The following is a 12,325-nucleotide window of genomic DNA, read 5'->3' on the forward strand; positions in this document are numbered from 1 at the left end:
GCCGCTCCCTATAGACCGGCTGCGACCAGCGGGAATCTGCGGTAGCCGGTTCTTCCGTCCGTTCCCTGGTCGCCTGTTGGGGCGTAGCCAAGCGGTAAGGCAGCGGATTTTGATTCCGCCATTCGGAGGTTCGATCCCTCCCGCCCCAGCCAATTGATATTGCTTACCAAATCGACGTCACCGTTGCCCGATTAGGAGAGAGCGGATGCCGCCGTCCGTTGGAGACGTCGCTGTTTTTGTTCGCCACCATTCACTCAGAACATCTTCCAGAAACTCGAGATCAGTTACCCGGACGGTGTTCGCGAATTTCGCACAACGATCGCGCAGGTCGCTGAAGACAAGCTGACCACCTGTAGGACTGAGCGCAGTACGAGTGACGGTCGTACCTTGTGAAAGGATCGCATCAACTGCCGCCGCGCTGAGCTCGTGAGTCATTTCAGCGGAGCCAACTAGCTGTTGGCTTGAGCCGATAGCGCGGGTGAGCCGAGAAGACTACCACTGAAAATCTATTGCAGCGACGATCAACAGCCCGAAGAAGATCACGAGGCTGGTCGTCACTTAATTTTCGTGGGCAGTTGTAATCCGATTCCAGAGTAGCCATTTACGGTTTAGCGGAGCCGGGTCGCTTTCAGCATCTCCTCCCGTTGCGCGAACTTGATCGGACCCAACCATGATCGAGTTTCCAAATTATAGTCGTTCATATGACCGAACGCGGCACGCCGTGCGTTTTTGGGGATACGATAGCGCGTTAGAGGCATCGTTCTTCATAGAGGAAGACGCGCTGAGGCGACTTCAACCGGACGCTCACCCAAATAATGAATCCGGTTTCCTGAACGCATTCGATTCCAATCGTGATGTGATATGTGCCGCCGCTGCCAGGGTGTACGTCCGCGGCAGCAGGGGGTCTTACGATCTGGTCGCCGCCAATTTTTGAGACGAAGCCACGTCTCGATGGAAGCGGAAGACTTCGTTTACGGCACGTGGTTCGTTACGACTGCCAATCCAGAAATAATCACACAAGCCAGGGAGGGTTGCATGAAATTCCGTCCGCTCCATGACCGCGTCGTGGTCAAGCGCATAGAGGCCGAAGACAAGACAGCCGGTGGCATCATCATTCCGGATACCGCCAAGGAAAAGCCCTCCCAGGGCGAAGTCGTCGCCGTTGGCCCGGGTGGCCGCGACGAAGCCGGCAAGCTGATCCCGATCGACCTGAAGGTCGGCGACCGCGTGCTGTTCGGCAAGTGGTCCGGCACTGAAGTCAAGATCGACAACGTCGACCTGCTGATCATGAAGGAAAGCGACATCATGGGCGTCCTCACGGATCTGCCGGCCACCAAGAAGAAGGCCGCGTAAGCGCCAGCCGGTTTTCCTTACCCTGAGGATTCGGCGTAGCCGGGTTCTCGAAGGATGAGGCCCGCAATTCAAATCTCATCCCTCAAGAGCTCGCCAGTTGCGCGGCCTTTGGGATCTGACCAGTTGAAAACGGAGATCGCCATGTCAGCCAAAGAAGTCAAATTCGGCGTCGATGCCCGCGACCGCATGTTGCGCGGCGTCGAAATCCTCAACAACGCGGTAAAGGTGACGCTCGGTCCGAAGGGCCGCAACGTTGTCCTCGACAAGTCGTTCGGCGCTCCCCGCATCACCAAGGATGGCGTCACCGTCGCCAAGGAGATCGAGCTCGAAGAGAAGTTCGAGAACATGGGCGCACAGATGGTGCGCGAAGTCGCCTCCAAGTCAGCTGACGCGGCCGGCGATGGCACCACCACCGCCACCGTGCTTGCGGCTGCGATCGTGAAGGAAGGCGCCAAGGCGGTTGCCGCCGGCATGAACCCGATGGACCTCAAGCGCGGCATCGACTTGGCAGTGGACGCCGTCGTCGCCGACCTCGTCAAGAACTCCAAGAAGGTCACCTCGAACGAGGAGATCGCCCAGGTCGGCACCATCTCGGCCAACGGCGATGCGGAGATTGGCAAGTTCCTCTCCGACGCCATGAAGAAGGTCGGCAACGAGGGCGTCATCACGGTTGAAGAAGCCAAATCGCTCGAGACCGAGCTCGAAGTCGTCGAAGGCATGCAGTTCGACCGCGGCTACATCTCGCCCTACTTCGTCACCAACGCCGACAAGATGCGCGTTGAAATGGACGACGCCTATATCCTGATCTACGAGAAAAAGCTCTCCAGCCTGAACGAACTGCTGCCGCTCCTGGAAGCAGTCGTACAGAGCGGCAAGCCGCTCGTTATCATCGCCGAAGACGTGGAAGGCGAGGCGCTCGCCACCCTCGTCGTCAACCGTCTGCGCGGCGGCCTGAAGGTCGCGGCCGTCAAGGCCCCGGGCTTCGGCGATCGCCGCAAGGCCATGCTGCAGGACATCGCGATCCTGGCCGGCGGCCAGGCGATCTCGGAAGATCTCGGCATCAAGCTCGAGAACGTCACGCTCAACATGCTCGGTCGCGCCAAGAAGGTGATGATCGACAAGGAGAACACAACGATCGTCAACGGCGCCGGCAAGAAGGCCGACATCGAGGCGCGCGTGGCCCAGATCAAGGCGCAGATCGAGGAGACCACCTCGGACTACGACCGTGAGAAACTCCAGGAGCGTCTCGCCAAGCTCGCAGGCGGCGTCGCGGTGATCCGCGTCGGCGGCGCGACCGAGGTCGAGGTGAAGGAGCGCAAGGATCGCGTTGATGACGCGATGCATGCGACCCGCGCGGCGGTCGAGGAAGGCATCGTCCCGGGCGGCGGCGTCGCCCTGCTCCGTGCCTCCGAGCATCTCAAGGGGCTGCGCACCAAGAACGACGACCAGAAGACCGGCGTCGAGATCGTGCGCAAGGCGCTGTCCGCGCCGGCTCGCCAGATCGCGATCAACGCCGGCGAAGACGGCTCGGTGATCGTCGGCAAGATCCTGGAAAAGGAACAGTACGCCTACGGTTTCGACTCGCAGACCGGTGAGTACGGCAACCTGGTCGCCAAAGGCATCATCGACCCGACCAAGGTGGTTCGTGTGGCGATCCAGAACGCGGCTTCGGTTGCGGCGCTCCTGATCACCACCGAAGCCATGGTGGCCGAGGTGCCGAAGAGGAACGCCGGCGGCGGCGCGCCTGCGGGTGGCGGCGGCATGGGAGGCATGGGCGGTATGGATTTCTAGGTCAACCCGCTCATGGCCGAACGGCAGACAAGGAAAGGGATGGCCGATTCCTTGCTTCATTTGGAAATAGCGCAGTCCGCTGCCTGTCGAAGAGAGATCGGGCAGCGACGGCGGCACGGTGAGGTCGTTGGCGATTGACGATCAACTCGGCGGTCGCAGCTTGCTGCTGTTTGATGATGGGACCGCTGAGGCTTGCCGTTCCTTCGCTTCGTAATATTCGGCCGAGAACTTGATGGACCATCGCGCGAAGAACGAACGCAATTCCTGAGTGGGCTTCTCGACGCCCAAATGCTCTGCGACATGCGCCTCGCGCAACCATCGCACCGCCGATGTGAGGCCGGCGATGCGCTCGAGCCTCTCAACCGCCGCGGTCCCGGCGATCTCTGCCTGCCGATAGCGAAGGCCGACCTTTCTGATCACATGCACGCGCTTGATGATGTCGTAGCCCTTGAAGACGAACTGAACGAGCGGGTGCTTTTTGGCCTGCGGCCACGCCGCCGGATAGACCGGTAGCACCAGAAGCTTGCTCTTCGCGATGACCGTTGCGAGCGGATGCAGGAGTTGCATCCAGGCTGGCCAGGATGTGACCTTGGCAAACAATACCGCGTGCATCGCCGTTGCCGCACCGAAAGAGATCGGCAGCCAAAGGACCGCGCACAGGATCACGAGCAATGCGGCGTTCGGCGTGAGATGCCGGCATGTTCTGAACACCCATGCCATGCCGCCTTCAAAGGCATCATGCACAGCGTGTTCGAACGCCCGATAGCTGATCTTCCGCCGGAACCACAACCAGTTTCGCCGAATCGATCTACCCCACTGTCGACGCTTCGCGGCGGACAGGGGAAGGAAGCGCACCGCGCCATCGATGACGGTCAAGATGACATCGCCGACAAGTCTGGCCGCGAAGAGCGGCAGCCAGACAATTTGCATCGCAAAAGGGAAGGCGTAGTCGAGCATCCGCATCAAGATCGAAAGAACGAAACGCAGGATCTTGTTCGTGACGAGCGCGACAACAACAAGTGGGATGATAATCACATCGTCAAGCGCACCGCGAAAGCGGCTTTCCTCGGTCCATGCCGGGTGACGACCATCGGTCACGGTGCACCGTCCGGGCTGAGTGCCGGCTCAGACTAGCACATTGCGCGCTCGAGGGGGGGCCTCAGGTGCCGGTCGTTAGGCGACAGCGAGCACTCCGCATAAGGGACCAGTTCGCATGACCCGCGTTAACCCTGTCTCTGATCTTGTCCGGTCGCCGCGCCGGCTGGTTTAGTTCTGCCGCCAAGCCGCCTTATTGGATGTCTGCAATTGGTCTCCGATTTTCGGGAGCTTATTTTTCGGCAGGCTTTGAACGAGGCGTCTCGTTCGGGAAGCGTGAAATCAGATGAAAGCGGCTCTCATCCTCGTTGGCTTCAGTACACTCGCGGTGATGGAGCTTGAGACATCGCCGCGCATGACAAAGCCCGTGAACGCCCCGCCCGTTCAGGCGACCGTCGGGTTACGCGTCTCAGCCGATACGCTGACGACGGCAGACCGGCTCGGGACCCCGCACATGCACATGCAATTTGAAGCGCCTCCGCAGCCGGTCTCCTTGAGCGAACCGATGCCTCCGCCGGATCAAACGGCGAATGTTGCGCCAGAGCCTTTGAAGATCATCGCGCCACACCAGCGCACCGCAAGCGGGAGAAAATTCGCGGTCATGCTGCCCAGACCTCGGCCCGTGCAGGGAACGTCCAAGGCATTTGCGAATGCCAAGCGCGCCAAGCCAGTCGCGGAGGTCAAGCCCTGCCAGTCAGGTGTCTTCGATGGCCTGTTCAAGGCATTGAACCTGTCACCGGGATGTCAGAGCTAGCCCCAACCTCGCGCACGCGTCAGAGCAAACACGCCGTCCCGACGAAATCCGGTAGCTTCGCCCGGACGAGCCGCGGCCACGCCGGATTCACGCGGCCACGGTATCAATCGAGCGGCGTATCACCTGGCGCACTTCCGCATTCGACAGGAACAGGTCGTGGTTGATAACGCCCCAGCCTGCCTCGGACGCATCGACCACGCGCACCCCGAGCCCTTCGATGGCGGTCTTCTCGGCAGCGCCGACCCGTGTCATCCCACCAGCGATTTGCCCCGACAACGCCAGCGCGCGGTCGTTCGTCGCGGCGATGACGGTGATCTTGCGCGAAAGCGGACCGATGCGGTTGATCGACGACGAGAACACGTCCATGTCGATGTCCGGCGCGGCGAACACCACGGCCCCGATCTTGCCCGCAACGGCGTCACCGGATCGCGCATAGAGCTGGCGCAGGCTTTCGAGCGTCAGCATGGTTCCCATGCTGTGCGCGACGATGTGGACGCGACCGGCGCTTGAACTCGTCACGACGGATTGCAGCACGCGTTCGAAGCCATCGCGGGACCACATTGCACTGTCGCGGTCATAGGCGTAGTCGAACAATCCAGCCTTCGAGGGCCAGGAGAATACCATCGTCTGGCCGCGGAACCTGATGCCATCGGAGAGATGCGCGGCATCGAGCGCCGCTGTCTCGAACGTCTGCTTGAAGCCGTGCACGTAGATCAGAACGTCTGGTCCGCCGCCGGCCTGCGCGACAAGACTGCCGACATCGCCCGATACCGGCTCGACCCCATCAAGACGCCAATCGTCAAGTCCGGCTGCAGCGAGAGAGAAACGGCTGTCACCAGGCGCCACAAGCTTCGCTCGTGCGACGGTCATCGTAGAAGCCCGCTCCGGCCCGAACCACGGCTTCGCCCGGCCGCCGTTCACTGGCTTGCGCGTGGTTACGACGAGCAGCGTTGGGTCGACCGAGAGCGACGAAGCGTCGTAGCGTGCGCCGGTAGCACCCAGGCTGGCGCATCCGCCCAACGCGACGACGCAGGCTGAGGACGCAAGCCCGCCAAGGAGCGCACGGCGGGACGCAGTCACTTCGTGTTGCACTAGACGTCGGATGATCACGCAGAACCTTTGGGAACTGCCCCCTGGAGGAGCCCGCCCCCTGCGCGCGTTCCTGAATGATGATGGCGGCGAGAATAAGGGCGGGGCGCGCCACGCCGCTTGTTCCAAATGCTGATTGAAATAGTCGAATAATCAAACAGGTCTTGTTTCCGCCATTCGGAGGTTCAATCCCTCACTGGCCTAGTCAGGTCGCAACCCGACGGATACGCCGGGCTGCCGGCCGGACCCGGCGAATTCAGGACTTCGTGGGGCTGCGGACCGCCACGCCGGGATCGATTGTCTGCGACGGTAGGCGGCGTTCGGCGGGGCGCGCGACCAGCAGATAGAGAACCAGAGCGAGCAGCGACGTTGCCGCCATCACCGCCGTCATCGACAACGCGGTCCGCCCGTCGAAGCGAAGTGCGACCAGCCCGCTCGATATTGCGCCGGCGGTCAGCTGAATGCTTGCGGCGGCAGCGCTGACGGCGCCCGCGATCTCCGGGAGACGCTGCATCGTCGCGCTCATCACGTTCGGCACGCTGAACCCGAAGCCGAGTGCGACCGCCATCAGCAGCGCGACCACGAGTGACGTGGGCATCCAGCCGGCCAATGTCATCGCGAGCAGGGCGGTGCTGGCGGCGGCCGACAGCGTCAGCCCGGTTGTGAGCATGCGCGCCGACTCTACGCCGCGCCGGCCGAGCTGGCCGTCGAGAAAGGCGCCGACCATGACGGCCCCCGAGCATGCGCTGAAGATCAGCCCATATTGCTCGGGGCGCAGTCCGATGGCGCCGACGAAGAACAGCGAGGCGCCGGTGACGTAGGCAAACACGGTCGCGCCGCCCGCGGCGCCGACCAGGATGAAAGGCAACGACACCGGATGCGTCAGCACCTGGCGGTAGCTGTCGATGACAGCTGAAAGCCCCAGGCGGCCGGCGCGGTCGGTCGTCGCAGTCTCCGCGAAGCGAAACATCACCACGACCAGCAGCATGAGACCGATCCCCGCCTGGGCGGCATAGATCGATCGCCAGCCGGCGATCGCCAGCAGGGCGGCGCCGGCCGTCGGTGCGATCACGGTCGCGACATTGACCGTGACCATGACGTTGGCGATCTTGCCCCGCGCGGCGTTGCCGTCGAAGAGATCGCGAATGATGGCAAAGGTCGTTGCGGTGGCGGCGGCGCCTATGCCCTGGACGAAGCGGCCCAGCAACAGAACCGGCAGCGAGGACGCTTTCGCGCAGGCAACGCTTGCGGCGATGAACAGTACGAGGCCGAATGCCAGAATCGGCTTGCGGCCCAGGCGGTCGGAGATAGGTCCGTAGATCAGCGGCGCGGTGGCGAGGCTGAGCATGAAGGCGCTCATGGTCAGCCCGACATCCGACGCGCTCGCGTCGAGCGTCGCGCCGGTCGCTGCCAGCGCCGGCAGATTGATGTCGATGCCGGAATAGGGCACGGCGGCCAGAAAACCGAGCAGCAGCGTGAAGGCAAAGGATGCGGGGTCGATTTGCATGGATGGATTTCCGGTTCCGGCTTGATCGATGTGCATGAGGCGATGGAGGCGCGGTCGCCCGCCCTCCATCGCCGCGTTCGCGATTACGCGCGCCGTTCGGCGCGCCGCCCCCGGGTTGCCGCCATCGCTCCGGTGTGCGAGCTCTCGTCGGCCACGAGCTCGCCGATGACCCGGAGGATTTCGGCCCGCGTGTCGATCCCGGCAAATTCGTCCGCGATCTGCGAGGCTCGCGACTGGAAGCGGGATTGATCGAGCACCGTCCGCACCGCGTCGCGCAACGCCTTCGGTGTCGGCTCGTTGGTCGCGAGGTTGATGCCGACCCCGGACCATGCGACCCGCGCGTTGACGTCGGCCTTGTCTTCAGTCAGCCCCGCGGTGACTAGCGGGATGCCGAAGCTCATGGCCTGGTTGACGCTGCCATAGCCGCCGTTGGTGACGAGCACGTCGACGTTCGGCAGCAGCCATTCGAACGGCAGATAGCTGGCGATGCGCGCGTTCGACGGGATCTTGCCGGGGATGGCGTCAATCGAGCGGCCGCCTGCCGTCACGATCACCAGGATGTCTTCCTCGTCCGCGAGGGCCGCCAGCGTCGGGGCAACCAGCAGATTGAAATTGTGATTGGCCACCGTTCCCTGCGTCACCAGAACGATCTTGCGCGATCCGTCGAGCTCTTCGGCCCAGGACGGCGGCGGAACCTGGTTGGCGATGATCGGCGGGGTGCCGACGAAATGCACTGAGGGCGGAATCTCGCGAGGAAATTCGAAGCTTGGGACCGACAATTGCAGATAGGCATCCCCGAGAGCGACCACGGAATGGAACATCGGCATCGCGATCGGCCCGACCCCGAGAGACTTCAACGCCCGATTCAGGCGCAGTGACACCGGCTGATCGACTGCCGCATCAAATTCCCGCGCCATGGCCGCATAGCGATCGCGCTCCTCGCCGCTCTTTGCCGGCGGCAGACCGAGGAAATTGGGCGCGCCGTCCTCGCGCGCCCAATGCAGAAACGAGGTCCCGCAGAGCGCGATGGGAGGCCGCTGCGAGCGCGGTCCGAGCAGCATCGGCAGTACACCGAACAGCATGTCGTCGGCGACAATGATGTCGGCGGGGAATTGCCGCAAGATTTGCAGCAGCCCCTGGTGCTGAGCCGGAATGGCGTCGACGAAGATGCGCTCGCAAGCGACACGGAACCACTCCAGTCCCGGCGGAATGGTCTTGAGTTCGGGGAATCGCGAGAAGACGTCGTTCGGATCGAAGTCCGCGTCCTCGGGAAGGGGAAAGAACTTCACGCCGCTGGCTTCGACGCGGGCACGAAAGGCGGTGCCCGTCAGGAAAGCGATCTCGTGACCATCGCCACGCAGGATTTGCGTGATCGCCAGCATCGGATTGAGATGACCCGTCGCAGGTGTCGAAGCGATAAGAATCTTCATGTGAGTTGACCTCTTGATGATCGATGCACGGTCGCCCCAGAGCGTCCGGTCGAGTGAGAGGCAATTGAAGCGATCGCCGTTACGCCAAGACTTCCGGCGGCAGCGAAAATGGTTACGGCGGCAACGCATCGTGGCGCTGCCAAGGCCGGGCAAAAAGGCCGGTGCAAAAACCGGTGACATCGCGCCGGAAGCCGATAACTCGCACAGGATTACAATTGTAACGCGAGCGGCGGGCGATGAAACGGCACGGAAACACCGCGCTGTTAATCCGGCAGACCTCCGCATGGCACACCTTCGCAGATATTGGCGCGTTGGCGTCGGCCGAAATTCATTTTTGACGATCCGGATGTCGCGCGGCATCGGTCGCGCCCAATTCATTGAGGACTGGCATGGAAAATATTGTCGCCCTGATTGCGATGGTTGCGTTCATCGCGTTTCTGGCCTGGCTGGGCGTTCGCGCCTCCCGGACGAAATCTGCTCTGGCGAAGTGGAGCGGCATGGTGCTGACGGCCGTGCTGGCCGTCTCAGTGTTCGGCGTTGCCGCTTTGACCGCGGTCGGTATCGTCCGGCAACACGCCCGTTCTGCACCGGTCCCGGATGTGAAGATCGAGGCGACACCGGACCAGATTGCCCGAGGCATGGCCGTGGCCGACGGCTTTTGCGCCGCATGTCACTCGCAGACCGGGACGCTGACCGGCGGCGGCGACGTGGCCAAGGATCTCCCGATTCCCATCGGCTCGTTCGTGCCGGCCAATCTCACGCCCGCCGGCGTCTTGAAGAATTGGTCCGATGCCGAGATCTTTCGTGCCATTCGCAATGGGATCGACGCGAGGGGGCGCTGGCTGGCGATCATGTCCTTCACCAATGCCGGCCGGCTCAGTGACGACGACACCAAGGCGGTGATCGCCTACATCCGCAGCCTGCCCGCGAGCGGTACGCAGACCCCGGATCCGCCGGATCGCTTCAGCCTGCTGGGCATCGTGATGCTGGGCGCCGGACTGTTGCCGGATGCGAAGCCCGTCTTCACCGGCGTGATCACCGCGCCGCCGAAGGCGCCGACGGCGCTCTATGGCAAGTACCTGCTGTCCTATCAGGATTGCCGCGAATGCCACGGCAGGGATCTCGGCGGCGGCGTGCCGGGACAATTGCCGCCGCTCGGACCGGACCTCGGTATCGTCAAGAACTGGAGCCTTGCGCAATTCGTCGACACCATGCGCACAGGCGTTGATCCGAACGGGCATCGGCTCGGCGAGCAGATGCCGTGGCGGCCGATCGGGCGGATGGATGACGACGATCTCGCCGCGATCTACCAGTACCTGTTGGCTCTGCCGGGCTCTTGATGATTCCGTGAAGCCCGCAAACGATCGCGCCCTGCGGGGGCGGGCAACAGCCCGCGCAGCACATCGCAGTCGCTGAACGACAGCGCAGGCCGCAGGCTTCCTATCGCCCCAAAGTAGTAAGCGTTGGGATCACAATTATTCACGTATGCGACATCCGGCGGAATTAGCCGCAGAATTACCCTGTTGCGACGTCATCACGGCATCATAGATAGGCTCAGTGTGTGCCGATGGCCTCGGATATCCCGTTCTATTTTGAGCGATTCCAATTCGGATGACATCAATATCATTTCACCACAGCCGGACGTTGACGTTCGCAATTCTTAAGTACAGCTCACTCGGCGGACGGCGAATTTTGAGAGTATGGAATGCTTGCAGATATTGGCCACATCGTCGTCGTCGATGACGATCCGACGTTAAGGCAAATGGTGATCAAATATCTCGAGGAGCACAATATCCCGACAAGGGCGGCCTCCAACAGATCGGAATTGAACCACTATCTCGATGGCAGCCAGCCGAGCCTGATCATCCTCGACCTTCGGCTTGGTCAGGATGACGGTCTGGACCTGTTGAGGGAAATCCGGTCGCATTCCGACGTGCCGGTCATCATCACGACGGGCCATCGTCCCGACGAGATCGATCGTATTGTCGGGCTCGAGCTCGGCGCCGACGACTACATCATCAAGCCGTTCTCCCTGAGGGAGCTGCTGGCGCGCGTCCGCGCGGTGTTGCGGCGGCAGGAGATGGGACGGGCCGCGCGCGCCCGCGATCCCGAGCGCGGGGGCTATCGCTTCAGCGGCTGGAAGCTCGAACGCCGCAGCCGAAAGCTGACCGATCCCGACGAAGCGCCGGTGCCGTTGAGCAAGGGAGAATATGCGCTGCTGCTGGCCTTTCTGGAGGCGCCGCAGCGTCCCCTGACCCGCGAGCATCTGCTGCAGGCGACCCGTATCCATGAGGATATCTTCGATCGCAGCATCGACGTCCAGGTGCTGCGGCTGCGGCGCAAGCTGGAGACCGATCCGAGCGCGCCGCGCGTCATTCAGACCGAGCGCGGCGTCGGCTATGTCTTCGCGGTGCCGGTCGATCCGTTCTAGAAGCAATTGGCGGATTGCAATTGTAGCCAATTTGCCGATGGCGGTGACCTTGGCGTAACAGCGGGCCGTCAGATTGCCTCCCACCAACAGCGTGTGGGAGATTTACGATGGAGAAGTATTCTCACAGTGTGAGCCGCGTTGCCTTGCCGGGTCACATGGAACTCGACAGGGCGAACTGGGTCGCACGATCTGACGGTCGCGGCATGGTCCGTCTCGGTGCGGTTGCCGCGAGGCATCGCGCGCCGGACATCGCTTCGCCTCCGGACGTACCGCCTACCGGGCAGGATCAGCCCGTCACCACATTCTGGTGGGCGGTCTTCGCCTCCCTGATGGAGGGCTTTGCCCTCTACGGTGCAGCCTTGCATCCGACCGCAGCCGCGCCGGTTCAGGCGATGCTGGAGGCCACGAGAGATTGCCGATCGCCCTCGGCGGGTCGCGAGCCCGCGGAGAAGAGCGGCAACGATGGAGCCGACAACAATGGGAATGACAATAATGGGAATATCGTCAGGCTCGATCGCGCCGCGCCGCGCGATGCGCGACTGGAGCGCAGCTGGAATCGGCTGGGGTCGCTCGGCGCGACCCTGGGGACTCTGATGGACCTGCCTGCGTACTGGCGTCGGGAACGTGAGATCAGGAAGGCAGTCGCTGCGTTGATGGAGTTCGATGACCGGACCTTGCGGGACCTTGGGATTTCCGGCAGGTCGGACATCGAGCGGGTGGTGAGGTACTGCCGTGATTGCTGACACCATCGCCCGGAGCATGTGGCGGCCACCTTCGCGAAATCATCCAGCTTCGATCAAAATTCCTTGAGCAGCCGCGACAATTCTCGCTTCACCCCCACATTGCTGGGCGTGCAGCAGTTCGCCAGATTTATC

10 protein-coding genes and 1 tRNA gene are annotated in these 12,325 nt (G+C 62.6%); 7 read left to right on the forward strand and 4 right to left on the reverse strand.

The annotated features are described in order from the left end of the window. The first annotated feature begins 77 nt into the window (after window positions 1-77). The 4 genes from IVB46_RS02445 (at window position 78) to groL (ending at window position 3,144) form a co-directional block, all read left to right on the forward strand. A tRNA-Gln gene (locus IVB46_RS02445) sits at window positions 78-152 on the forward strand. Window positions 153-670: 518 nt separating this feature from the next. Continuing rightward, window positions 671-934 (forward strand): DUF1488 domain-containing protein, encoded by a 264-nt coding sequence (locus IVB46_RS02450; RefSeq protein WP_247314081.1) that lies wholly within the window; start codon window positions 671-673, stop codon window positions 932-934. Between the two features lie 101 nt (window positions 935-1,035). Further along, window positions 1,036-1,353 carry a co-chaperone GroES gene (locus IVB46_RS02455; protein WP_247314078.1) on the forward strand — a complete coding sequence of 106 codons (318 nt, stop codon included), beginning with the start codon at window positions 1,036-1,038 and terminating at the stop codon, window positions 1,351-1,353. A 141-nt stretch (window positions 1,354-1,494) separates the two neighbouring features. Beyond that, window positions 1,495-3,144 (forward strand): chaperonin GroEL, encoded by a 1,650-nt coding sequence (gene groL / locus IVB46_RS02460; RefSeq protein WP_071917644.1) that lies wholly within the window; start codon window positions 1,495-1,497, stop codon window positions 3,142-3,144. A 141-nt stretch (window positions 3,145-3,285) separates the two neighbouring features. Here the strand turns inward: groL and IVB46_RS02465 are convergent, their stop codons facing one another. From IVB46_RS02465 to IVB46_RS02480, 4 genes are all read right to left on the reverse strand, one after another. Next, the gene (locus tag IVB46_RS02465) at window positions 3,286-4,242 is read right to left on the reverse strand and encodes a hypothetical protein (RefSeq protein ID WP_247314076.1); all 957 of its coding nucleotides are present in this window, start codon (window positions 4,240-4,242) and stop codon (window positions 3,286-3,288) included. A gap of 838 nt (window positions 4,243-5,080) precedes the next feature. After that, window positions 5,081-6,103, reverse strand: coding sequence for an alpha/beta fold hydrolase (locus IVB46_RS02470; protein ID WP_247314074.1), 1,023 nt, complete (start codon window positions 6,101-6,103; stop codon window positions 5,081-5,083). A gap of 235 nt (window positions 6,104-6,338) precedes the next feature. Then, complete coding sequence (locus tag IVB46_RS02475; protein WP_247341875.1) at window positions 6,339-7,589, reverse strand: multidrug effflux MFS transporter; 1,251 nt, start codon at window positions 7,587-7,589, stop codon at window positions 6,339-6,341. A gap of 83 nt (window positions 7,590-7,672) precedes the next feature. Then, window positions 7,673-9,019, reverse strand: a complete 1,347-nt coding sequence (locus IVB46_RS02480; RefSeq protein ID WP_247314070.1) for a nucleotide disphospho-sugar-binding domain-containing protein — start codon at window positions 9,017-9,019, stop codon at window positions 7,673-7,675. A gap of 389 nt (window positions 9,020-9,408) precedes the next feature. Between IVB46_RS02480 and IVB46_RS02485 the strand changes: the two genes are divergently transcribed. From IVB46_RS02485 to IVB46_RS02495, 3 genes are all read left to right on the forward strand, one after another. Continuing rightward, window positions 9,409-10,359: a c-type cytochrome gene (locus tag IVB46_RS02485; RefSeq protein ID WP_247314068.1), complete on the forward strand. Its 951-nt coding sequence runs from the start codon at window positions 9,409-9,411 to the stop codon at window positions 10,357-10,359. A 365-nt stretch (window positions 10,360-10,724) separates the two neighbouring features. Further along, window positions 10,725-11,450 (forward strand): response regulator, encoded by a 726-nt coding sequence (locus IVB46_RS02490; protein ID WP_014497160.1) that lies wholly within the window; start codon window positions 10,725-10,727, stop codon window positions 11,448-11,450. A 203-nt stretch (window positions 11,451-11,653) separates the two neighbouring features. Next, a complete protein-coding gene (locus IVB46_RS02495) occupies window positions 11,654-12,193 on the forward strand; it encodes a DUF1127 domain-containing protein (protein ID WP_247314066.1) in 540 nt (179 codons plus the stop codon). The last annotated feature ends 132 nt before the right edge of the window (window positions 12,194-12,325 follow it).

It is taken from the genome of Bradyrhizobium sp. 61 (assembly GCF_023073075.1).
Classification (GTDB): domain Bacteria; phylum Pseudomonadota; class Alphaproteobacteria; order Rhizobiales; family Xanthobacteraceae; genus Bradyrhizobium; species Bradyrhizobium barranii.

Coding starts and splice junctions, on each gene's coding strand:
- IVB46_RS02450 (WP_247314081.1), top strand. CDS start 671: ATGATCGAGTTTCCAAATTATAGTCGTTCATATGACCGAACGCGGCAC.
- IVB46_RS02455 (WP_247314078.1), top strand. CDS start 1,036: ATGAAATTCCGTCCGCTCCATGACCGCGTCGTGGTCAAGCGCATAGAG.
- groL (WP_071917644.1), top strand. CDS start 1,495: ATGTCAGCCAAAGAAGTCAAATTCGGCGTCGATGCCCGCGACCGCATG.
- IVB46_RS02475 (WP_247341875.1), bottom strand. CDS start 7,589: ATGCAAATCGACCCCGCATCCTTTGCCTTCACGCTGCTGCTCGGTTTT.
- IVB46_RS02480 (WP_247314070.1), bottom strand. CDS start 9,019: ATGAAGATTCTTATCGCTTCGACACCTGCGACGGGTCATCTCAATCCG.
- IVB46_RS02485 (WP_247314068.1), top strand. CDS start 9,409: ATGGAAAATATTGTCGCCCTGATTGCGATGGTTGCGTTCATCGCGTTT.
- IVB46_RS02490 (WP_014497160.1), top strand. CDS start 10,725: ATGCTTGCAGATATTGGCCACATCGTCGTCGTCGATGACGATCCGACG.
- IVB46_RS02495 (WP_247314066.1), top strand. CDS start 11,654: ATGGTCCGTCTCGGTGCGGTTGCCGCGAGGCATCGCGCGCCGGACATC.